The sequence below is a fragment of the Kitasatospora sp. NPDC053057 genome, assembly GCF_044546945.1.
GTDB lineage: Bacteria > Actinomycetota > Actinomycetes > Streptomycetales > Streptomycetaceae > Kitasatospora.
Genome location: NZ_JBITZP010000002.1, coordinates 39,940 through 62,120 on the forward strand (window position 1 = coordinate 39,940; position 22,181 = coordinate 62,120).

Annotated in this window: 19 protein-coding genes; 14 read left to right on the forward strand and 5 right to left on the reverse strand. The window is 73.8% G+C overall.

Translation table 11 applies throughout. The features are described from left to right. The first annotated feature begins 68 nt into the window (after window positions 1–68). The 8 genes from ACIG5E_RS02760 to ACIG5E_RS02795 all read left to right on the forward strand — a co-directional run bounded on the left by ACIG5E_RS02760 (window position 69) and on the right by ACIG5E_RS02795 (window position 12,270). Window positions 69–7,145, forward strand: a complete 7,077-nt coding sequence (locus ACIG5E_RS02760) for an amino acid adenylation domain-containing protein (RefSeq protein ID WP_396531442.1) — start codon at window positions 69–71, stop codon at window positions 7,143–7,145. Between the two features lie 92 nt (window positions 7,146–7,237). Further along, window positions 7,238–7,444 carry an MbtH family protein gene (locus tag ACIG5E_RS02765; RefSeq protein ID WP_396531056.1) on the forward strand — a complete coding sequence of 69 codons (207 nt, stop codon included), beginning with the start codon at window positions 7,238–7,240 and terminating at the stop codon, window positions 7,442–7,444. Window positions 7,445–7,495: 51 nt separating this feature from the next. Beyond that, window positions 7,496–7,744 (forward strand): acyl carrier protein, encoded by a 249-nt coding sequence (locus ACIG5E_RS02770; RefSeq protein WP_396531057.1) that lies wholly within the window; start codon window positions 7,496–7,498, stop codon window positions 7,742–7,744. Next, a complete protein-coding gene (locus ACIG5E_RS02775; RefSeq protein ID WP_396531058.1) occupies window positions 7,741–8,973 on the forward strand; it encodes a beta-ketoacyl-[acyl-carrier-protein] synthase family protein in 1,233 nt (410 codons plus the stop codon). The genes ACIG5E_RS02770 and ACIG5E_RS02775 overlap by 4 nt, the downstream gene beginning before the upstream one ends. Window positions 8,974–9,046: 73 nt before the next feature. Continuing rightward, window positions 9,047–10,096 (forward strand): beta-ketoacyl synthase N-terminal-like domain-containing protein, encoded by a 1,050-nt coding sequence (locus tag ACIG5E_RS02780; RefSeq protein WP_396531059.1) that lies wholly within the window; start codon window positions 9,047–9,049, stop codon window positions 10,094–10,096. Further along, window positions 10,093–10,833, forward strand: coding sequence for a 3-oxoacyl-ACP reductase FabG (gene fabG / locus ACIG5E_RS02785; protein WP_396531060.1), 741 nt, complete (start codon window positions 10,093–10,095; stop codon window positions 10,831–10,833). The genes ACIG5E_RS02780 and fabG overlap by 4 nt, the downstream gene beginning before the upstream one ends. Before the next feature lie 46 nt (window positions 10,834–10,879). Further along, entirely contained in the window at window positions 10,880–11,989 is a 1,110-nt protein-coding gene (locus ACIG5E_RS02790) for a methyltransferase (protein ID WP_396531061.1), read from the forward strand. 80 nt (window positions 11,990–12,069) lie between these two features. Beyond that, window positions 12,070–12,270 (forward strand): acyl-CoA carboxylase subunit epsilon, encoded by a 201-nt coding sequence (locus tag ACIG5E_RS02795; protein WP_396531062.1) that lies wholly within the window; start codon window positions 12,070–12,072, stop codon window positions 12,268–12,270. A 200-nt stretch (window positions 12,271–12,470) separates the two neighbouring features. Here ACIG5E_RS02795 and ACIG5E_RS02800 read toward each other — a convergent pair whose 3' ends face one another. Next, window positions 12,471–14,513, reverse strand: a complete 2,043-nt coding sequence (locus tag ACIG5E_RS02800; RefSeq protein ID WP_396531063.1) for a serine hydrolase domain-containing protein — start codon at window positions 14,511–14,513, stop codon at window positions 12,471–12,473. 263 nt (window positions 14,514–14,776) lie between these two features. On the opposite strand from ACIG5E_RS02800, the gene ACIG5E_RS02805 reads away from it, so the two are divergent. Further along, window positions 14,777–16,141: a sensor histidine kinase gene (locus tag ACIG5E_RS02805; protein ID WP_396531064.1), complete on the forward strand. Its 1,365-nt coding sequence runs from the start codon at window positions 14,777–14,779 to the stop codon at window positions 16,139–16,141. Beyond that, on the forward strand, window positions 16,105–16,755 hold the full coding sequence (locus ACIG5E_RS02810) for a LuxR C-terminal-related transcriptional regulator (RefSeq protein ID WP_396531065.1): 651 nt from the start codon (window positions 16,105–16,107) through the stop codon (window positions 16,753–16,755). The genes ACIG5E_RS02805 and ACIG5E_RS02810 overlap by 37 nt, the downstream gene beginning before the upstream one ends. Before the next feature lie 4 nt (window positions 16,756–16,759). Here ACIG5E_RS02810 and cutA read toward each other — a convergent pair whose 3' ends face one another. Both cutA and ACIG5E_RS02820 read right to left on the reverse strand, forming a co-directional pair. Then, a complete protein-coding gene (gene cutA / locus ACIG5E_RS02815) occupies window positions 16,760–17,089 on the reverse strand; it encodes a divalent-cation tolerance protein CutA (protein WP_396531066.1) in 330 nt (109 codons plus the stop codon). A gap of 59 nt (window positions 17,090–17,148) precedes the next feature. Continuing rightward, the gene (locus tag ACIG5E_RS02820) at window positions 17,149–18,048 is read right to left on the reverse strand and encodes a class I SAM-dependent methyltransferase (protein WP_396531067.1); all 900 of its coding nucleotides are present in this window, start codon (window positions 18,046–18,048) and stop codon (window positions 17,149–17,151) included. Window positions 18,049–18,416: 368 nt separating this feature from the next. On the opposite strand from ACIG5E_RS02820, the gene ACIG5E_RS02825 reads away from it, so the two are divergent. Genes ACIG5E_RS02825 through ACIG5E_RS02835 form a run of 3 tightly spaced genes read left to right on the forward strand, consistent with a single transcriptional unit; the run spans window position 18,417 to window position 20,206 of the window. Beyond that, window positions 18,417–19,472 carry an aldo/keto reductase gene (locus ACIG5E_RS02825; RefSeq protein ID WP_396531068.1) on the forward strand — a complete coding sequence of 352 codons (1,056 nt, stop codon included), beginning with the start codon at window positions 18,417–18,419 and terminating at the stop codon, window positions 19,470–19,472. Window positions 19,473–19,529: 57 nt separating this feature from the next. Continuing rightward, the gene (locus ACIG5E_RS02830) at window positions 19,530–19,805 is read left to right on the forward strand and encodes a type II toxin-antitoxin system Phd/YefM family antitoxin (protein ID WP_396531069.1); all 276 of its coding nucleotides are present in this window, start codon (window positions 19,530–19,532) and stop codon (window positions 19,803–19,805) included. After that, window positions 19,802–20,206 (forward strand): type II toxin-antitoxin system VapC family toxin, encoded by a 405-nt coding sequence (locus ACIG5E_RS02835; RefSeq protein ID WP_396531070.1) that lies wholly within the window; start codon window positions 19,802–19,804, stop codon window positions 20,204–20,206. The genes ACIG5E_RS02830 and ACIG5E_RS02835 overlap by 4 nt, the downstream gene beginning before the upstream one ends. A gap of 45 nt (window positions 20,207–20,251) precedes the next feature. Here ACIG5E_RS02835 and ACIG5E_RS02840 read toward each other — a convergent pair whose 3' ends face one another. Together ACIG5E_RS02840 and ACIG5E_RS02845 are read right to left on the reverse strand one after the other, a co-directional pair. Next, window positions 20,252–20,821 carry a GNAT family N-acetyltransferase gene (locus tag ACIG5E_RS02840; protein ID WP_396531071.1) on the reverse strand — a complete coding sequence of 190 codons (570 nt, stop codon included), beginning with the start codon at window positions 20,819–20,821 and terminating at the stop codon, window positions 20,252–20,254. Window positions 20,822–20,844: 23 nt separating this feature from the next. After that, window positions 20,845–21,735, reverse strand: coding sequence for an NAD(P)-dependent oxidoreductase (locus ACIG5E_RS02845; RefSeq protein ID WP_396531072.1), 891 nt, complete (start codon window positions 21,733–21,735; stop codon window positions 20,845–20,847). A 98-nt stretch (window positions 21,736–21,833) separates the two neighbouring features. Here ACIG5E_RS02845 and ACIG5E_RS02850 point away from each other — a divergent pair, with 98 nt between their 5' ends. Further along, window positions 21,834–22,181, forward strand: coding sequence for a winged helix-turn-helix transcriptional regulator (locus ACIG5E_RS02850; RefSeq protein ID WP_396531073.1), 348 nt, complete (start codon window positions 21,834–21,836; stop codon window positions 22,179–22,181).

Sequence of the window (22,181 nt, forward strand, 5' to 3'; positions counted from 1 at the left end):
CGGCCTCGGCCGAGCCCCGCACCGGGCGACGAACCGGGCGGAGCTCCAATCTGAGCGACATCCTGCCGGTGGCACCGCTGCAGGAAGGGCTGATGTTCCACGCGCAGTACCACCGCGAGGAACTCGACGTCTACACCGTGCAGTTGGTGATGGACCTGGCGGGCGAGCTGGACCCGGCGCGGCTGCGCGCCGCGGTCACCGCCCTGCTGGAGCGCCACCCCAACCTGCGGGCGGCCTTCCGCTACCGCAAGAACGGCGACCCGGTGCAGGTCGTGCCGCGCGAGGTCGCGCTCGACTGGCGGGAGGTCGACCTTCAGACCGCCCCCGACGCGGCCCAGGAGAGTGAGGAGCTCGCCGAGCGCGACCGGCTGCGCCCCTTCGACCTGGCCCGCCCGCCGCTGCTGCGCTTCAGCCTGCTGCGGCTCGGCGAGCGGGAGCACCGCCTGGTGCTGACCGCCCACCAGATCCTGTTCGACGGCTGGTCGATGCCGATCGTGGTGCGCGAGCTGTTCGCCTGCTACGCCGACGGCGGCGTCTCGCTGCCGCGCCCCGCCCCGTACAGGTCCTACCTGGCCCACCTGGCCCGGCAGGACCGCACGGCGGCCGAGGCGGCCTGGACGGCCGCGCTGGACGGCTTCACCGAGCCCACCCGGCTGTCCGGCGCGGCCGCGGGCACCGAGCCCGCCCAGCGGGGCATGCCCGGCGAGCACGCGGTCGAGCTGGACGAGCGGGAGTTCGCCGCGCTCACCGGATGGGCCCGGGGCCGCGGCCTGACCGTCAACACCGTGGTGCAGGGCGCCTGGGCGACCGTGCTGGGCACCCTGACCGGGCTGCGCGACATCGTCTTCGGCGGCACCGTCTCGGGCCGCCCCCCGGAGCTGCCCGGGGTCGAGGGCATGGTCGGGCTGTTCATCAACACCCTGCCGGTGCGGGTCGACCTGGACCCGGCGCAGAGCTTCACCGAGCTGCTGTCCGCCCTGCAGGACCGCCAGTCCGTCCTGCTGCCGCACCAGCACCTCGGCCTCAACACCATCCAGCGCCTGGCCGGGGTCGGCGACCTCTTCGACAGCGTGCTGGTCTTCGAGAACTACCCGCTCGACCCCAAGGCGCTGGCCGGCGAGGTCGCCGGGCTGCGGCTGACCGGCCTGCGGGCCGGCGACGCCAACCACTACCCGCTCAGCCTGATGGCCCTGCCCGGCGAGCGGCTGCGGCTCCAGATCGGCTACGACACCGCCCGGTTCACCCCGGCCGAGGCCGCCGTCGTCGCCGAGCGGCTGCTGCACGTGCTGCGCACCGCCCAGACCGAGCCGGACCGCCCGCTCGGGCAGCTGGACCTGCTGCTGCCCGGCGAGCGCACCCGGCTGGCCGTCACCGCCCCGGAACCGGCCGAGACCGACCCGTGGACGGACGTGGTGGCGCGGGTCCAGGAGTTCGCCCGCACCACCCCGGCCGCCGTCGCCGTCTCCGACGGCGCCGAGCAGCTGACCTACCGCGAGCTGGCCGGCCGGGCCGGCGCCCTCTCCCGGGCGCTGCTCGACGCGGGCGCCGCGACCGGACCGGTCGGCGTGCTCGCCCAGCCCGGCTGCGGCTTCGTCACCGCCGTCCTGGGCGTGCTCGGCGCGGGCGCGGCCTGGCTGCCGCTGGACGTCGCCGCGCCGGTCAAGCGCGCCGCCGTGCTGGCCGCCGAGGCACACGTGAGCGCCCTGCTGGTCGGCCCGGGCGAGCGCGCCATGGCCGCCGAGCTGCTGGCCGAGGCCGGGCTGGACGTCCCGGTGCTGGAGCTGGGCAAGGCCGTCGCCAAGAAGCCGCAGGCCCCACGCGGCACCGGCGACGACCTGGCGTACGTCATCTTCACCTCGGGCTCCACCGGCCGCCCCAAGGGCGCCATGGTGCACCGGGCGGGCATGGTGAACCACCTGTTCGCCAAGATCGACGACCTGGAGCTGGACGGGCACACCGTGCTGGTCCACAACGCCCCGGTCACCTTCGACATCTCGGTCTGGCAGATGCTCGCCGCGCTGGTCGTCGGCGGGCGGCTGCGGGTCACCGGCCGCGAACTCGCCGCCGACCCGCAGGCGCTGTTCGGCCTGGTCGCCCCCGAAGGCGTCACCGTGCTGGAGGTCGTCCCCTCGCTGCTGCGGACCGCCCTGGACAGCTGGGACGACGGCGCCGAGCCGCCCGTCCTGGACGGCCTGCGCAAGCTGGTGGTCACCGGCGAGGCGCTGCCCGCCGACCTGGCCCACCGCTGGTTCGCCCGCTACCCGGCGGTCCCGCTGGTCAACGCGTACGGCCCGACCGAGTGCTCGGACGACGTGACGCACGCCGTGATCGGCTCCCCGGCAGAGCTGGACTCGGTGCGCGCCCCGATCGGCCGGGCGGTGCGCGGCACCGGACTGTACGTCCTGGACGACGCGCTGCGCCCGGTCCCGGACGGCGTCCCCGGCGAGCTGTACGTGGGCGGGCGCGGCGTCGGCCGCGGCTACCTGGACCAGCCCGGCCGCACCGCCTCGGTGTTCGTCGCCGACCCGTTCAGCCCGCTGCCGGGCGCGCGGATGTACCGCACCGGCGACCGGGTGATCCGCCGGCCGGACGGCCAGCTGGAGTTCCTGGAGCGGGTCGACCACCAGGTCAAGATCCGCGGCCACCGGATCGAGCCCGGCGAGGTCGAGGCCGCGCTGCGCTCGATCGAGCAGATCGGCGACGCCGTGGTGGTGGTCCGCCGCGGCGGGGCCGGCGACGCCCGGCTGGTCGGCTACGTGACCGGCCCGGTCGACCCGGCCTGGGGCCGGGCGGCGGCCGCCGCGATCCTGCCCGAGTACATGGTGCCCTCCGCCCTGGTGGTGCTGGACGCCCTGCCGCTGACCCCCAACGGAAAGGTGGACCGCAAGGCGCTGCCCGAGGTCGACCTCGCCTCGGCGACCGGCCGCGGCCCGCGCACCCCGCAGGAGGAGGTGCTGTGCGCCGCCTTCGCCGAGGTGCTGGACCTGCCCAGGGTCGGCATCGACGAGGACTTCTTCCAGCTCGGCGGCCACTCGCTGCTCGCCACCCGGCTGGTCAGCCGGGTGCGCACCCTGCTCGGCGCCGAACTGCCGATCCGCACCCTGTTCGACGCGCCCACGGTGGCCGCGCTGGCCGGGCGGCTCACCCAGGACGCCGTCCGCCCCGCGCTGACCGCCGGGAAGCGCCCGGCGCTGCTGCCGCTGTCCTACGCTCAGCAGCGGCTCTGGTTCCTGGACCGGCTGGAGGGTCCCTCCGCCACCTACAACCTGCCCTGGACGCTGCGGCTGCGCGGACCGCTGGACCGCGCGGCGCTGACCGCCGCGCTGACCGACGTGGTCGAGCGGCACGAGAGCCTGCGCACCGTCTTCCCGGACCGCGACGGGCTGCCGTACCAGCAGGTCCTGTCCGTCGGGCAGGCCGCCGTCGCACTGCCGGTCCGCGAGCTCGACGAGAGCGAACTCGCCTCGGCCGCCGAGGAGTTCGCCACCGCGAGCTTCGACCTGGCGAACCGGCCGCCGATCCGGGCCACGCTGCTCGCGGCCGGCCCCGAGGACCACCTGCTGGTCGTGGTGATCCACCACATCGCCGGTGACGGCTGGTCCAACGGCCCGCTCGCCCGCGACCTCTCCACCGCCTACGCCGCCCGGCTGGCCGGCCGCGCGCCCGCCTGGACGCCGCTGCCGGTGCACTACGCCGACTACGCGCTCTGGCAGCGCGAACTGCTCGGCGAGGAGGGCGACCAGGAGTCCGTCATCGCACGCCAGATCGCCTACTGGAAGGAGCAGTTGGCCGGCCTGCCGGAGGAGCTGCAGCTGCCGGTGGAGACCGCCCGACGGGCCACCGTCGGCTACCGCGGCGACAGCGTCCGCTTCGCCGTCCCGGCCGAGCTGCACCACCGGGCGGTCGCGCTGGCCCGGCAGAGCGGGGCCAGCCTGTTCATGGTGCTCCAGGCCGCGCTGGCCACCCTGCACGGCAAGCTCGGCGCGGGCGAGGACATCCCGCTCGGCACCCCGATCGCCGGTCGCACCGACGACGCGCTGGACGACCTGGTCGGCATGTTCGTCAACACCCTGGTGCTGCGCACCGACCTGTCCGGGGCGCCGACCTTCCGCGAGCTGCTGGAGCGGGTCAAGGCCACCGACCTGGCCGCCTACGCCCACCAGGACCTGCCGTTCGAGAAGCTGGTCGACGCCCTCGGCCCCGAGCGCGCCCCGGCCCGCAACCCGCTGTTCCAGACCCTGCTGGCCCTGCACAACAACGCCGCCGCCCGGCTGGAGCTGCCCGGCATCACCGCCGAGGCGGGCGCGGCCGAGCTCGGCGTGGCCCGGCTCGACCTCTGCTTCGAACTCGCCGAAGTCTCCGGCCAGGACGGCCCCGGCGGGCTGGCGGGCCGGCTGGAGTACAGCACCGACCTGTTCAGCGCGGCCGGCGCCCAGCGACTGGCCGACCGGCTGGTGCACCTGCTGGGCGTCCTGGTCGACCAGCCGGACCGGCCGATCAGCGCCGCCCCGGTGCTGCTGCCCGGCGAGCGGGAGGAGCTGCTGGCCCTCGGGGCCGGGGCCGACGCCCGGGGTGACGGGCAGCCGCTCGCCGCCCTGCTGGAGGCCACCGCGGACGCCCACCCGGACGCGATCGCGCTCGAGTACGCCGACCAGCGGGTCGACTTCGCCGAGCTGCACCGCCGGGCCAACCGGCTCGCCCGCACCCTGGTCGCCCAGGGCGCGGCGCCGGACCGGCTGGTGGCGATCGCGCTGCCGCGCTCCGTCGACCTGGTGGTGGCGGCGCTCGCGGCGGTCAAGACCGGAGCCGGCTACCTGCCGATCGACCCGTCCTACCCGGCCGACCGGATCGCCGGGATGGCCAAGGACGCCCGGCCGGTGCTGACCGTGACCGTGACCGAGGTGGCCGCGGCCGTCCCCGGCCTGGACAACGGCCGGCTCCTGCTGCTGGACGACCCGGCCACCCCCGCGCTGGTCGACGGCCAGGACGCGGACCACCTGCGCCCGGCCGAACTGGCCGGACCGGTACGGCCCGAGCACACCGGGTACGTCATCTACACCTCGGGCTCCACCGGCCGCCCCAAGGGCGTCCTGGTGCCGCGCGGGGCACTGGTCAACCACCTGCTGGACCTCACCGAGCGGGTCGGCCTGGCCCCCGGGCGCACCCTGCTGGCCGTCACCACCTTCGGTTTCGACATCGCCAACCTGGAGCTGTTCGGCCCGCTGCTCAGCGGCGCCCGGCTGGTGCTCGCCCCGCACGACACGGTCCGCGACCCGGAGCTGCTGGCCGAGCTGACCCTCGCCACCGGGGCGCACGTCATGCAGGCCACCCCGACGCTGTGGCACGCGCTGGTCACCGCGCGGCCCGACTCGCTGGCCGGGGTGCACGTGATGACCGGCGGCGAGGCCCTCAGCCCGGCCCTGGCGGCGGCGCTGACCGGCGCCGCGGCGAAGGTCAGCAACCTGTACGGCCCGACCGAGACCACCATCTACTCGGTCGGCGTCGACCTGGCGCCCGACCACACCGGCACCCCGCCGATCGGCCGCCCGCTGGCCGGCAACCAGGCTCGGCTGCTGGACGCCGCGCTGCGCCCGGTGCCGCCGGGCGTGGTCGGCGAGCTCTACCTGGCCGGCACCGGCCTCGCCCGGGGCTACCTGGACCGCCCGGGCCTGACCGCCGAGCGCTTCACCGCCGACCCGTACGGGCCGCCCGGCTCCCGGATGTACCGCACCGGGGACCTCGCCCGCTGGCGGCCGGACGGCTCGATCGACTACCTCGGCCGGATCGACCACCAGGTGAAGATCCGCGGCTTCCGGATCGAACTCGGCGAGATAGAGGCCGTGCTGACGGACCATCCGCTGGTCGAGCGGGCCTCGGTGACCGACCGGGAGGACTCCCCCGGCGAACGCCGGCTGGTCGCCTACCTGGTGCCCGCCGGCCCCGACCGGCCCGAACCCGCCGCGCTGCGCGCCCACTTGGCGGCCGTACTGCCGGAGTACATGCTCCCGGCCGCGTACGTCCCACTGGAGGCGCTGCCGCTCACCCCGAACGGCAAGGTGGACCGCAAGGCGCTGCCCGCGCCCGGGGCCGACGACCGGGCGGTAGCCCGCTCGGACGGCCGCGCGCCCAGCGGACCGGTGGAGCTCGCGCTCAGCCGGGTGTTCGCCGAGGTGCTCGGCCTGGACCGGGTCGGTGCCGAGGACGGATTCTTCGAGCTGGGCGGCGACAGCCTGAAGTCCATCCAGCTGGTCAGCCGGGCCCGCGCGGCCGGGCTGGAGCTCACCCCGGCCGACGTCTTCGCGCACCGCACCGTGGCCGGGCTGGCCCTGGTGGCCGGCGCCGTCGACGGCACCGGTGCGCCCGAGGACCCGTTCGCGCGCGTCCTGGCGATCCGGCCGACCGGCACCCGCCGTCCGGTGTTCTGCGTGCACGGCGCGGTCGGACTCGGCTGGCCTTTCCTGACCCTCGCCGCGGAAATTGACGCGGACATTCCCGTGTACGCTTTCCAGGCAGGTGGGGTGCGCTCCCCGGAAAAGTCCCCGGAGTCCGTCCGGGAAATCGCCGAAAAATATCTCGGCGAAATGCTGGAAATCCAGCCGCAGGGGCCTTATCGTATTCTCGGCTGGTCGTTCGGGGGGCTCGTCGCCCACGAGATCGCGGTCCAGCTGCAGGCCCGCGGCGAACAGGTCGAACTGCTCGCCGACCTGGACGGCTACCCCGGCAGCGGCTCGCCCGCCGAGGACGTGCCGGACGATCGGGCCGTCCTGGCCGAACTGCTCGAACGGGCCGGCCTCCCCGGCGAGAGCCCGGTCGACCCGGGCACCGCACGCAAGCGCCTCGCCGAGGCCGGCAACGCGCTCGCGGAGCTGGACGAGACCGAGCTGATCAGGCTGCTCGGGGTGATCCGCACCCACAGCCTGCTGGGCGACGCCCACCGCCCCGGCCGCTACCAGGGCGACCTGCTCCTGTTCGCGGCCACCCGCGGCGTCGCCCCCGGCGACCCGGACGCGGAGTCCTGGCGGGAGCACGTGACCGGCCGGATCCTGCGGCACCCGGTCGACAGCGACCACGACTCGATGCTCGAACCGACGCCGGCCGCATTCATCGGAAAGACCCTGTCGGCCTCCCTGCGAAAGTCGGACTGAAAACAGTCGGCGACCGCTCCGGACAATTCCGCCCCGGGGCCGCTGCGCCCGGAAAGCGGACGATTTCCGGGAATTCCGAAAGGATCAGAATCATGAGCAACCCGTTCGACGACGAGCAGGGCACATTCCTCGTGCTCGCGAACCACGAGAACCAGCACAGCCTGTGGCCCGCCTTCGCCGAGGTCCCGGCCGGCTGGCGGACCGTCAAGGGCGCCGGCACCCGGCAGGAGGCGCTCGACCACATCGAGCGCACCTGGACCGACCTGCGCCCGCAGAGCCTGATCGACGCAACTGCCTGATCGACGCAACTGCCTGAGCACCACCCACCCAACACCCCTGAGGAGCACACCATGAGCGCTGTCGCCATCGACGAGACGAAGGTCCGCGAGATCGTCGCCGACTGCCTCGACCTCGAGATCGAGGAGCTGACCCTGACCGACCACTTCATCGACCACTACGGCGCCGACTCGCTGAACGCCATCGAGGTCCTCGCCCGCCTGGAGAAGGAGTTCAACGTCACCATCCCGCAGGAGGAACTGGCCAACATGGTCAACCTGTCCGCCGTGCTGGAGGTCCTGTCCCGGGCGACCGCGCGATGAGTGAGCCCCAGCGCGTGGTGGTGACCGGCATCGGCGTCCTGTCGAGCATCGGCAACGGGGTCGCGGAGTTCACCTCGGCCCTGCGCGAGGGCCGCTGCGGCGCCGGTCCGATCACCAGCTTCGACACCACCGGCTTCCTCCGCACCTTCGGCCACGAGGTGGACGGCTTCGAACCGGAGCAGTGGATCCACCGCCTCCCGGTCGAACAGCTCGGCCGCGCCACCCAGTTCGCCGTCGCGGCGGCCCGGATGGCCGTCCAGGACGCCGGCCTCGACGAGCAGGAGCTCGCCGGGCTGCGCGCCCAGGTCACCGTCGGCACCACCGACGGCGAGGCCGCCGAACTCGACAAGATGATGGCCGAGTCGGTGGCCAAGGGCCCGGAGCACCCGTCGGACCAGCTGGTGGCCGGCCGGCTGCCGTCCCACCAGCTGGCCCTGGCCATCGCCCGGGAGCTGCGGCTCCCCCGGGCGGTCCCGACCGTCCTCGGCACCGCCTGCGCGGCCGGCAACTACGCGATCGGTGACGGCTTCGACGCCGTCCGCGGTGGCGAGGCGGACATCGCCGTCGTCGGCGGCGCGGACGCGATCTGCCGCCGCACCTTCGCCGGGTTCAGCCGACTCGGTCTGGTCTCCTCGGACTTCTGCCGTCCGTTCGACGCCGACCGGGAGGGGCTGCTCACGGCCGAGGGCGCGGGGGTCCTCGTCCTGGAGACGCTCGACTCGGCCAAGCGCCGCGGCGCCCGGATCTACGCCGAGCTGCTCGGCTACGGGCTCAACTGCGACGCCCACCACCCGACCGCACCCGACCAGTCGAGCGTCGCCCGCTGCATGGAGCTGGCGCTCGCCGATGCCGGGGTCAAGGCGACCGAGGTGGACCTGGTCTCCGCCCACGGCACCGGCACCCCCACCAACGACATCACCGAGACCCGCGCGATCCGCGAGGTCTTCGGCGACACCCCGCCGCGCACCGTCGCCCTCAAGGCGATGCTCGGCCACTCGATGGGCGCGGCGAGCGCGCTCGGCGCGGCCGCCTCGGCGCTCGCGCTGGCCCACGGGTTCGTCCCGCCCACCGTCAACCACCGCACCACCGACCCCCAGTGCCAGATCGACTGCGTGCCCAACCACTCCGTCCCCGCGGACCTCCGGGTGGTGGTCAACAACGGCCTGGCCTTCGGCGGCAACAACGCCTGCGTCGTCCTGGGGCGCCATGACGAGGAGCCCAGCCGATGAGCGAGCGCAGCGAGCGAACCATCAAGAGGAGCGCGTGGGCGAATGCCCCCGCCGAGCACAGCGAGGCGGGCGCATGAGCGAGCGAGCCATCAAGAGGAGCCCCAGCACCATCCACCGGGACCGGCCGCTGATCACCGCGTGGTCCGCCGTCTCCCCGTTCGGCCTCGGCCGCGACGCGTTCGCGGCCGGGGTCGGCCGGGGGGAACCGGCCCACGAGGTACCGGACTTCGACACCCGCAAGGTGCTCGGCAAGGCCGGCACCCGCACCTTCGACCGGGCCACCGGCCTGGCCGTCACCGCCGTCCGCGAACTGCTCGACGAGGCCGAGGCCGCGCAGAGCCCGATCGCCACCGGCGGCCGCACCGCCCTCGTCCTCGGCACCACCCTCGGCAGCGCCCACAGCGCCGCCGGGTTCAGCCGGGCCTCCTTCGAAGGCGAGAAGCCCTACGACGTGCCGGCCCAGCTGATGCCGAACGTGCTGATGAACGGACCGGCCGCGGCCACCGCCATCCGCTTCGACCTCAAGGGCCCCAACACCACCCTGGCCGGCGGCGCCGCGGGCGGCCTGCTCGCCCTCGGCTACGCCCGCCGCCTGCTGGCGGCCGACCGCGCCGAACGCGCCGTGGTCGGTGCCGTGGAGGAGCAGTCGGCCACCCGCGAGTGGCTGGCCGGCGACATCGACCAGCCCCTCGGCGAGGGCAGCGCCGTCCTGCTGATGGAGACCGCCAGGACGCTGCCGCCCGGCCGCCGGGTACTGGCCGAACTGCTCGCCCTGGACGTCCGGCTGGACGTCGACGACGACCCGGCACAGGCCCTCGCCGACACCGTCCGCGAGGCCCTCGACCAGGCCGGCGCGACCCCCGACGAGGTCTGGGCCGCGGCCGTCACCGGGCAGCCGGCCGGGGAGCAACTCGCCGCGCTGGTCGGCGCCGAGGCCGTCGACCGGGTTCCCGCCCTGCTCGGCGACACCGGCTCCGCCGGGACGGTCTTCGCCCTCACCACCGTGCTGTCCCTGGCCGAGAACGACCCCGCGGCCGCCGGCCGCCTCGCCGTGATCGCCTCGCTGGACCACCAGGGCCTGGCCGCCTGCGCCGTCCTGCGGCTCACCGGCGGTGACCGATGAGCGCCCCGGGCATCGCCCTGATCAGCGGCGGCTCCCGCGGCATCGGCAAGGCAGCCGCCCTGCGCCTGGCCGCTGAGGGCTACGCGATCAGCTTCTGCTACCAGTCCGACCAGCAGGCCGCCGACCTCCTCGGCAAGGAGCTCGACGCCCTCGGCGTGGGCGTCCTGGCCGAACGGGTGAACGTCACCGACGCCGCCGCCGTCCGCGCCTGGGTCACCCGCACCGAACAGGAACTCGGCCCGATCACCGTCGCCATCGCCAGCGCCGGGATCACCCGCGACAAGCCGCTCCTCCTGATGGCCGACGAGGACTGGCAGGCGGTCACCGACACCAACCTCACCGGCACCGCCAACCTCTGCCGGGCGGTGGCCTTCCCGATGGTCAAGCGCCGCGGCGGCTCGATCATCACGCTCTCCTCGGTCTCCGGCGTCTACGGGAACCCCGGCCAGAGCAACTACGCGGCCTCCAAGGCCGGCATCATCGCGCTCACCCGCGCCCTGGCCAAGGAGGTCGGCCGCTACGGCGTCCGGGTCAACGCGGTGGCCCCCGGCATGATCGAGACCGACATGACCTCGGTGCTCACCGACGCCCAGCGCACCGAGGCCCTCAAGCACATCCCGCTCGGCCGCTTCGGCACGGCGGACGAGGTGGCCGACTCGGTCGCCTTCCTGGCGGGCCCGCAGTCCGCCTACCTCACCGGCTCGGTCCTGCAGATCGACGGCGGAATCGTCCTGTGATCAGACGCACCAGACGCACCGTCAACTTAGACTAGGAGAAACGATCATGACCATTCCCGCCGTGCGCACCTTCGACAACCACACCCCGCTGGTCGACACCGAGCTGCTCCCCGGCCGCGGCAGCGGCGTCAACGCCGCCCACCGGATGTACGAGCACCTGATCGGCATCTGGGCCACCGGCGTCATCGAGGCCGCCCACGACCTCGGCGCCTTCACCGCCCTGATCAGCGGCCCGGCCACCGCCGGCGAGCTGTCCAGCAAGCTCGGCACCGACCTGCGCGCCACCCGCGTCCTGCTCGACGGCCTGGCCGCGTACGACGTGGTCGAGCGCAGCCGCGCGGCGGACGGCCAGGCCGTCTACACCCTGCCACCGGAGATGCACGACATCTTCGCCCCCGAGGGCCTGTACAGCCTGGTCGGCAAGATCCGGCACGACCGCAACGTCGCCTGGAACGCCTGGCGCAACCTCGCCACCAACGTCCGCACCGGCGCCCGCAACTCCGAGGGCTCCCAGCAGCTCAACCAGATCTCCGAGGAGGACTACACCTCCCTCGTCCGCGGCATCAACTTCTGGGCCCCGCCGATCGCCTCCACCCTCGCCACCGCGCTGCGCGAGCAGGGCTGGACCGACGGCACCGGCCGCACCCTGCTCGACGTCGGCTGCGGCACCGGCATCTACAGCCAGCTGCTCCTCCAGGAGTTCAGCGGCCTCAACGCCCGTGCCCTGGACGCCGAGCGGATCATCCCGATCGCCAACGCCCAGGCCCACCGCCTCGGCGTGGCCGAGCGCTTCAACCCCGAGGTCGTCGACTTCTGGGCCGACGACTGGGGCACCGGCGTGGACGTCGCCCTCTTCGTCAACATCTTCCACCTGCAGACCCCGGAGTCCGCCCGCGAGCTCCTGCTCCGCTCCGCCAAGGCCCTCACCGAGGACGGCGTGATCGCCATCGCCGACCACATCGTCGACGAGGACAGCACCGACGGCAACACCCAGAACCGCTTCTTCCGCCTCTTCGCCGCCTCCATGCTCGCCACCGGCGGCGGCGACGCCTTCACCGTCCACGACTACGACCAGTGGCTCGCCGACGCCGGCCTGCGCCGCGTCGCCCTGCTCGACACCCCCATGCACCGCCTCCTGCTGGTCAAGCACGCCTGATCCACCCCCTCCCCACCCCCCTCGACGGCCCCGACGCCCCGCGTCGGGGCCGTCGGGGTTCCCGCACCCGGAGGCCCGAAATGACCGAGCGAACCCCCCTCTTCCGCACCGACCGCACCGACCTCACTCCCGAGGAGATCGCCACCCTCACCGTCCTCCTCCTCCAACGCCACAGAGCCCAGGCGGCAACCAGAGCCCAACCCGCCCCCCGCAGAGTCCGCTGGCACGACGTCTCCCTGAGACCGCCGATCCCCACCACCTCCTGGCAAATCGTCGCCTGACCCAGACCCCTTCGACGGCCCCGACAGCCCCGACGGCCCCGACGCCTCCGCGCCGGGGCCGTCAGCGTGGGCGCGCGGGCCCCGCCCCACGCGCCCACCCCCGCACCCCCACCCCCGCACCCCCACCCCCACACCCCCGCACCCCCGGAAAACGCCAAAAGGCCCGGAGCCTCCCCGGCCCCGGGCCCCACCCACCCCCGTCATCCGATCAGATCCAACGACCCCGCCAAGTTCCCCGTCCCGATCAGGTCATAACCCCCGGCCAGCACCAGGAACAGCAGCGCCGCCACCGTCACCCCCGTGTAGTGCAGCCGCCCGAACACCCCCCACCAACCCCGCCGCCAGGCGACCACCGCGCAGATCACCATCAGCAGGGTCAGCACCGCCGCCCCCAGGAACATCGCCGGCACCACCTTCAGCAGCGGCGAGTCCCCCAGGAACAGCGTCTGGTTCAGCGCGTTGGAGTCCGAGGTCAGCAGCGCGAAGCCCGCCGTGGCCACCACCAGCACGGCCCCGGTCAGCCACCCCAGCAGCCGCGCCACCGGCTGCTCGGCCCGCCCCTTGCCCCGCGCCGCCCGCACCACCGCCGCCACGCCCCACCCGATCACGGTCAGCGCCAGCACCGCCAGGCTGCCGAGCGCGATCCGCTGGTGCAGCTCCGGCGCCTGGTACCACGCCAACGGCTCGTACGCGATGGTCGGGTCACTGTCCGTCAGCATCGACGTGACGTCCCCGTCCCCGTTCAGCTCGAAGGCGATCCGGGCGCTGCCGCCCACCTGCTGGAAGAGCCCCGGCTGCACCTGCTCCCACTGGGTCTCCCCCACCGAGGGATCCCGGCTGACCGGCCCGGTCACGACCAGTCGCCCGTCGCGGGCCGCGATGTGCACCGACCCCATCAGCGCCGCCGCCTTGGTCAGGTTCGACTGGCTGACCCGGGTCGACCGGTAGTCCCCGGTGAACTTCGCCAGGTCCCCGCCCGCCGCCGCCGGAGCACCGGCCGCGGCAGCCGGGTAGAAGTGATCGACGAAGGCGTTCAGCACCTGCTGGGTCATCCACCCGCCGGTAGAGCCCTCACCGTCCCCGTTGACGGTCACGTACAGCCCGACGCCCCGCGCCGGCAGCAGCGCCAGGTTGCTGTGGAACCCGGGCACGTCCCCGTCCTTGACCAGGAGCTGCTGCCCGTTCCGGTCGCGCTGTTCGAGCAGGTACGCCATGCCGGGCATCCGCTGGTCCGGCCCGAAGTGCCGGGCGAGCAGCAGGGCGTCGCCCTCCTGGTCCAGGATCGACCGGCCGTCGAAGGCTCCGCCGTGCAGCTGGGCGAGCATCAGCCGCCCCATGTCACTCACCGTGGTGACGGCGGCGGCCCCGGTCGGGGTCAGCGGCCCGTACAGCCCCTTGGTCTCGGTCTGGCCGCCGCCCTCCGGCCGGTAGCCGTGCGCGAGGTCGGCGTCGATGGGGGCGGGGTGCGGCTGGGTGAAGGTGGTGTGGTCCATGCCGAGCGGCTGCAGGACGTGCTGCGCGACGTACCGGTCGAACGGCTGGCCGGAAACCACCTCGACCAGGTAACCGGCGAGCGCGACACCGTAGTTGTCGTACGCGGCGGTCACCCCGGGCGCGCGGACCCGGTCCGGCTGGTGGGCGGCCAGCGCGGCTCCCAGCCCGCCGCTGTGCTGGGGCTCGGCCTCCGCCAGCCCCATGAAGGTGTCGTCGAAGCCGCCGGTGTGGGTCAGCAGGTTCTCCACGGTGACCGGGCGGCCCGGGTAGCTGTCCCTGATCTTGAAGGTGGTCAGGTAGGTGTTGACGTCCGCGTGCAGGTCCAACTTGCCCGCGCGGACCTGCTGGAGGACGGCGACGGCGGTGAACACCTTGGCGTCGGAGCCCATGAAGAAGGCCGTCCGGGCCGGGTCGACGGCCTTGCGGTTCGGCACGTCGGAGACCCCGTACCCGCCGGCGAAGACCTGTTGCCCGCCGGCCACCACGCTCACCGCCGCGCCGGGGATCTTGTGCTCGGCGAGCAGTTTCGGCACGATCTCGTCGAACAGCCGCTTCACCGACCCGGGGTCGGGTGGTGCCGTCGAGCCGCCCGCCGCCGAACTCCCGCTGCCCGCCTTCGTGGTGGCCGCGTGGGCACGGTCCGGCGTGAGCCCGTACAGGAACAGACCGATGGCCGCCAGCACCAGTACGAGTCGGACCCAACCCCGCCTGACCAGCGGCCGGTTCGCCTTTGCGCGTCGCTCGCTCATGGTGAACTCCCGTTCGATGCACGTGGATTGTGGAAGCTCCGGCGCGCTGTGGCGGGTCGCCTCCCGACACCGACAACACTAGGAGGGATGCCCTCCCCCGGGACATGGCCTCTGGGCGTCAATCGGGGGGTGTACCCAGGTACCACCAAGAGGGGTCCAGGGCCCAGTGATCGGAATCGCGGCGGACGGCAATCTGGATGTCGTCAGCAAGCAACGGGTAGGGATACCGGCCGCGAGGCCGTCACGGGAAGGGCCGAGCGGTCATGACCAGCAGCATCACCACGGGAGTTGTGAACAACGTGCAGAACACCGACACCACGACCGGCCGCTCCGGGCGGAACCCGCTCCGGGCGCTGGGCAACGCCATCCGGTCCTGCCTGCGCGGCCCGGTCCTGGCAGCCCTCGCGGTGCCGCAGCTGCTGCTGCTCACCGCGGCCACGGTCGCCGCCTCCCTCCTGGGCCTCGGCGTCGGCGCGCTGCTCGTGCCGCCCACGATCCTGGCGATCCGCGGCCTGGCCGGCCTGCGGCGCCGGCTCGCCGCCAACTGGTCCGGGGTCGAGATCCGTGACCCCTACCAGCCGCTGCCGGACGCCGAGGCGGGCTTCAAGGGGGCCTGGAAGCGCTGCCAGGCGATGCTGTCCGACCAGGCGACCTGGCGCGACCTGCTCTGGCTGCTGGTCGACCCGGTGATCGGCTTCACGGTGGCGATCTTCCCGCTCTCGGTGTTCGCCTACGGCGTCTTCGGCCTGCTGCTGCCGCAGCTCTGGCAGTCGATCGCCGACAGCGGCGGCAACACCTGGTACCTGTGGATCCACGTCACCGACTCGGGTGCGGCCGGGACCGCCGCCCTGTTCGGCGTCCCGGTGATGCTGGCCGGCCTGGCCATCGCCCCCGGCGCGATGCGGGCCCACACCGCGCTCGCCAAGTCGCTGCTCGGCCCGACCGCCCGTGCCGAGGCACTGGCCGCCGAGCGCAAGGTCGCGCACCTCACCGAGACCCGGCGCGACGCGCTGACCACCCAGGCCGCCGAACTGCGCCGCATCGAGCGGGACCTGCACGACGGGGCGCAGGCCCGGCTGGTGGCCATGGGCATGAACCTGGGCGTGGCCGAGCGCCTGGTCGAGCGGGACCCGGAGGCCGCGAAGCAGCTGCTCGCCGAGACCCGTCAGGCCTCCGCCTCCGCCCTCAACGAGCTGCGCGACCTGGTCCGCGGCATCCACCCGCCGGTGCTGGCCGACCGCGGACTCGCCGACGCCGTCCGGGCCCTGTGCATGGACAGCCCGCTGAACGTGACCGTCTCCGCCGAGCTGCCCGGCCGCCCCGAGGCCCCGGTCGAGTCCGCCCTCTACTTCGCCGTCTCCGAGGCCCTCACCAACGCCGCCAAGCACTCCGGCGCCGGCCACGTCGACGTCCAACTGTGGTACGAGAACGGCACGCTGAAGACCCAGATCACGGACGACGGCAACGGCGGCGCCGACCCCTCCCGCGGCACCGGCCTGCGCGGGCTGGAGCGCCGGCTTGCTACCTTCGACGGAGTCCTGGCCGTCCGCAGCCCGCTCGGCGGCCCCACGACCCTGACGATGGAGCTGCCGTGCGAGTTGTACTCGCGGAGGACCTCTTCCTCCTGAGGGACGGTCTGATCCGGATGCTGCAGGCCTACGACTTCGAGGTCGTGGCCGCGGTGGACACCGGACCGGATCTCCTGCAGGCCCTCCTCACCGAACGTCCGGACGTGGCAGTCGTCGACGTACGACTGCCACCGACGTTCACCGACGAGGGCCTGCAGGCGGCTCTGGAAGCGCGCCGGCAGATCCCGGGTCTGCCGGTGCTCGTGCTTTCCCAGTACGTGGAGCAGCTCTACGCCAAGGAGTTGCTCGCCGACGGCAGCGGCGCGATCGGCTACCTGCTGAAGGATCGGGTCTTCGACCCCGACCAGTTCGTGGAGACGGTCCACCGGGTGGCGGCGGGCGGCACCGCGCTGGACCCGCAGGTGATCGCGATGCTGGTCAACAACACCGGCCGCAGCAAGCCGCTGGAGCGTCTGACGCCCCGTGAGCGCGAGGTGCTGGAGCTGATGGCGGAGGGTCGCTCGAACGGGGCGATCGCCGAGCGGATGGTGATCACCGAACGGGCGGTGAAGAAGCACACCGCCAACATCTTCCTCAAGCTCGACCTGCCGCCCTCCGAGGAGGACCACCGCCGGGTGCTGGCGGTGCTGGCCTTCCTCCAGGTCGCGCCCTGATCCGTTACGGCGCGGTCTCCCCGGCCACCCAGCGCAGGTAGCCGGGGCTGCCGGCCACCACCGGCACGGCAATCACCTCGGGGGTCTCGTACGGGTGCCGCCCGGCGACGAACCCGGCCAGCCGATCGGCGAGTTCGGCCCGGGTCTTGAGGTCGATCCGCCACTCCTCGGCGTCCTGCACCTCGCCCTCCCACCAGTACACCGAGCGGACGGGGTACACCTGCGCACAGGCCGCCAGCCGCTCCCGCACCACGGCGGCCGCCAGGTCCCGGGCCTGCTCCTCGGTCTCGTGGGTGGTGGTCACCACGACGAAGCCCTGCTCGTTCGCTGTCACCCCTCGACCATAAGACCCCCGCCCGTCGTGGCCTCGGAAGCGACGGGCGGGGGCGGCGCTCAGCCCCTGCGGGCGGTGTGGACGGTCATCGCCGAGAGGTAGAAGGCGTCCGGGCGGTGCAGGACGCCGGTCGGGGCGTCCTCCTCGATCAGCGCCTCCAGGGTCGCCCGGTCCTCCGGGTCGAGCACCTCGGCGAGCTGGTCGTGGCGCCGGACGAGCTGGGTGCGCAGGTACTCGCGGACCGGCCGGGCCAGCGGGGCCGGGTGGTCGACCAGGAAGGTACGGGTGCCGCTGGGGACCAGTCCGGCCCGCCGCAGCATGGCTGGCCAGTCCTCGATCTCCTCGGTGGTGTCGGGCAGTTCGGCCCGCATCGCGGCGAAGCCGTCCTCGTGCACCGCGTCCAGCCGGGCCTGGAAGCCGGGCCGGCCCAGGCCGAAGTCACGGGGCAGGTAGCGCGCCGGCAGGCCGCTCTCGGCGACGGCGAGCAGACCGCCGGGCCGCAGCCGTCCGGCCAGGGCGGTGAGTGCGGCCTGCTGGTCGCCGAGGTGGTGGATCGCGTTGCCGGACCAGATCAGGTCGGCCTCGCCGAGCTTGTCGAACTCGGCGGGCAGGTCGGCCTGTTGAGTGCCGAGGCGGCCGCCCGAGCGGCCCCGGGCGCGTTCCAGCAGGGCGGCCGACTGGTCGACGGCGACCACCTCGGCCGCCGGGAAGACCTCGGCGAGCAGCCCGGCGATCACCCCGGGCCCGGCGCCGACGTCGAGCACCCGGCGCACCGCGCCGTCCCCGGCGAGGCCGGCCAGCCAGCGCCCGGCCCCGGTGACGGCCTCGGCGCGCAGGTCGGCCTCCAGCTCCAGGTGCGCCGCGAGGGCGTCCCAGTCGAGGTCGGCGGCGGGCACGTGTCCGTGTCCGTGTCCGTGGGGCTGGTGCCCGTGCTGGTGCTGGTGCTGGTGTGCGGACATGGTGTCCCCTCTCCGGTGGTGGGTTCGGTGGTGGGCTCGGTGGTGGGCGCGGTGGTAGCTTCGCCACTCAGGCGGCCACGGCCGGGCCGGACGCGCGGGTCGGCGACGTTGCCGACCGCCCAGAGGCGCTCACCTCCACCGCCAGGCTGCGACCGACCATCCCGTATCGGCAAGATTTGTTGCCACCTCAGCAAACCCCTCAGGAGACCCGGGCGCCCCCGCGCCGCCCCGCCCCGGCCTCCGCCCGCGTGCTGATCCAACTTCCCCACCAAGGGGGATCCGCGCCGCCCTTGCCTTGGAGCGCACTCCAAGTCCTAGCCTCTGAGCCACCACCGCAGCACCGACCCACCAACCTGGGGAGTACGACCATGCGTTACCGCGTTCTCGGCGGCACCGGCATCGAGGTGAGCGCCTACTGCCTCGGCACGATGATGTTCGGCGCCATCGGCAACCCCGACCACGACGACTGCGCCCGGATCATCAACACCGCACTCGACCGGGGCGTCAACTTCGTCGACACCGCCGACATCTACTCGGCCGGCGAGTCCGAGGAGATCGTCGGCAAGACGCTGGCCGCCCGCGGCGACCGGGACGAGATCGTGCTCGCCACCAAGGCGCACTTCCCGATGGGCGAGGGCCGGGCCCGCGGCGGCAACTCGCGGCGCTGGATCGTCCGCGAGGTGGAGGAGAGCCTGCGCCGGCTGCGCACCGACCGGATCGACCTCTACCAGATCCACCGGCCTGACCACACCACGGACATCGAGGAGACCCTCGCCGTCCTGGGCGACCTGGTCCGGGCCGGCAAGATCCTCGCCTTCGGCTGCTCGACCTTCCCCGCCGAGCAGATCGTGGACGCCCACCACGTCGCCGAGCGCCGCGCCCTGCCGCGCTTCCGCACCGAGCAGCCGCCGTACTCACTGCTCGCCCGCGGCATCGAGCGGGACGTGCTGCCGGTGGTGCAGCGGCTCGGCATGGGCGCGCTGACCTGGGGACCGCTGGCCGGCGGCTTCCTCACCGGCCGCTACCGCAAGGGCAAACCGATCGACCTCAGCCAGGGCCGCGCCGCCATCAACCCGGGCCGCTTCGACCCGACGCTGCCCACCACGGCCGCCAAGCTGGACGCGGTCGAGGCCTTCACCGAGCTCGCCGACGGCCTCGGCCGCACCCTGCCCGAGCTGGCCACCGCCTTCCCGCTGGCCCACCCCGCCGTCACCTCGGTGATCATCGGCCCGCGCACCATGGAGCAGCTCGAATCCGCCCTCAAGGCCGCCGACCTGGTCCTGGACGACGCCACCCTGGACCGGATCGACGCCATCGTCCCGCCCGGCACCGACCTCTACCAGGCCGACGGCGCCTGGCAGCCCCCGTCCCTCACCACCCCGGCCCTCCGCCGCCGCCCGACGGCCGACCGCTCGGCGGGCTGACCGAGGCGGCCTCGAAACGACGCTACACAGTGCATTACGGCGCGATACAATGGCCGCATGAAGACCATCACGCAGCGCGAACTCGCGGCGCGGTCCAAGGCCGTACTCGACGATGTCGAAGCCGGCGAGATCTACCACATCACCCGCAACGGCACCGAGATCGCCGAGGTCCGTCCGATCAGCAGTCGCCGTCGATTCGTCCCCGTCGAAGAGCTCCAGCGGAAGTGGCAGAACGCGCCCGCCGTCGACGCGGCGCAGCTGCGTGCCGAAGCCGACGCCTTCTACGGTGACGAGGACCGGGTCGGCGGCGACGACCCGTGGGAGCAGGCGTGACCGAGCGACGCCAACGCGGGCTGCTCGACACCTGCGTCGTCATCGACCTTCCACAGATCGACCCGCAGCTCCTGCCTGTCGACGCGGCGGTGTCGTCCATCGTGCTGGCCGAACTCGCCCAGGGTGTGGCCATGGCGAAGGAGCCGGTGCAGATGCTGGCCCGGGCCCAGCGTCTCGCCGACGTCGAGGCCGAGTTCGCCGCCCTGCCGTTCGACCGTGAGGCGGCACGGCGATTCGGCACACTGGTCGCCCTCACGGTCCAGGCCAAGCGGGACCCCCGCCCGCGTCGCATGGACCTGATGATCGCGGCCACGGCTGCCGCTCACGGCCTGCCGTTGTACACCCGGAACGGAGCTGACTTCGCCGGCCTCGAACAGGGCGTCGAAGTCATCCTGGTCTAGAGCGGCCGCCCGACGGTGCGGCCGGGCGGCCGCGGCACGTCCGACTCACCCCCTCGGCGCGGCGAAGCAGTGGACGAGGACCGTACGGCCGGAGGCCCAGCGCTGTTCGCCGCTGCCGAGCGGGGTCCAGCCGAGGCGGCGGTAGAGGGCCAGGGCGGCGGTGTCGGTGGCGAGCACATCGAGCACGGGGTGCAGCCCGAGCACCCGCGCGTGCGCCACGGCGCGCGCCAGCAGCAGCGCGCCGACGGCCCGCCCGCGCGCCGTCGGGGCGACGTACAATCGGCCGATCACGGCGGTGAGCTCCGGGCGTCCGCCGGTCCGCAGGCTCCACAGACCGGGGCCCATGTCCCCCGGGGCGCTGCGGACGAGACCGATGTGACCGGCGATCCGCCCGTCCGCCTCGGCCACCCAGGCCGCCAGCAGGCCATCCGGGGTGAGCCAGGCGGCGGGCCGCTCGGGCCACTCGGCGGGGTAGCCGTCGGTGGCGTGGACGTCGGCCAGGGCCCGGACGCAGTCGGCGAGGTCGGCGGCGCGGCGCCGGCGGACGCCCGCCCCCACCCCGGTCTGCCGTGGGCCGGACGCGACGACGTTGGCGCGTTCTTCAAGGTCAGCCATGCCGGTACGTTACCGGCCGGCCCTCACCGCCGCAGCAGGTCGACCACCCCGGTCAGGTCCTCGGCGCCGCCGCCGAGCGCCAGCCGGTGCTCCATCAACCGGAAGTACGGGGACAACAGTTCGACGCTCACCCCCTGCTCCTCGGCGGTGCGCAGCAGCGTCTCCTTGCCCGCCACCTGCATCGCCAGGTTGGAGACCACGCCCGTGGTGTAGTCGCCGCTCTCCAGCTGCGCCGCCGTCCGCTCGACCGACCCGGCCATCGCGGTGAGCCAACTCCCCAGCAGCGGTGCCAGATCGCCCGGCTTCACCTCCTCGCCCCGCACCAGCGCAAAGGCGTGCGCGACCCCGGCGAACATCCCGTACATCGCGCTGAGCAGCGCCACGTCGTGCAGCGCCGCGTGCCCGGCGTCCGCGCCGACGTACCGGACCCCGGCCGGGGCGGCCAGCGTCTCCCGGTGCTCCTCCAACAGCTGCGCCGAGCCGCTGTAGAACACGTACGCCCCGGCCGCCGGGACGCCGATCATCGGCGGGACGGCCATGATCCCGCCGTCCAGGTAGCGGGCGCCGCGGGCCTCGGCCCAGGCGGCCCGGTCGCGGGCCTGGCCGGGGGTGCTGGTGACCAGGTTGACCAGGTCCCGGCCGGCCAGGTCGGCCCCGGTCAGCGCCTGCTCGACCGAGGCGTCGTCCAGCAGGCAGACCACCACCAGCCGACCGGTCGCGACGGCCTCGGCGGCGGTGGCCGCCACCGCGGCGCCCTCGGCGGCGAGCGCCTCGGCGCGGGCGGCGGAGCGGTTCCAGACGGTCAGCGGGTGCCCGGCGGCGAGCCAGGCGCGGGCCAGCGCGGTGCCCATCGCACCGAGGCCGAGCAGGGTGACGGGGCTCTTCCCGACGTTCTCAACTGTGTTCTGTGCCATGCCGATCAGCCTCGGCGCAGCCCCGTCCCGTGATCAAGTACGCACTTCGGAGTGGGTGGTTACCCTGGGGTGAGCGACAAGGTCGGAAGGGGTGGGCCATGGCGACCGTGCCAAGGCCGGGGGCGTACGTCTGCGGGATCGACGCCGCGATGGACGTGATCGGCGGCAAGTGGAAGGTGCTGATCCTGTGGGCCCTCGGCGAGCGCCCGCACTGCCGCTTCGGCGAGCTGCGCCGCCTGGTGCCGGGGATCACCGAGAAGGTGCTGGCCGCCCACCTGCGCGAGCTGGAGGCGGACGGCATCGTGCACCGGGAGGCCTACCAGGAGGTGCCGCCCCGGGTCGAATACGCGCTGACCGAGGCGGGACGGCACCTGAACGCGGCGCTGGCCCCGCTGGGCGCCTGGGGCCGGGAGCACGTCCTCGGCACGGAGCCGCACCCTCGGTGA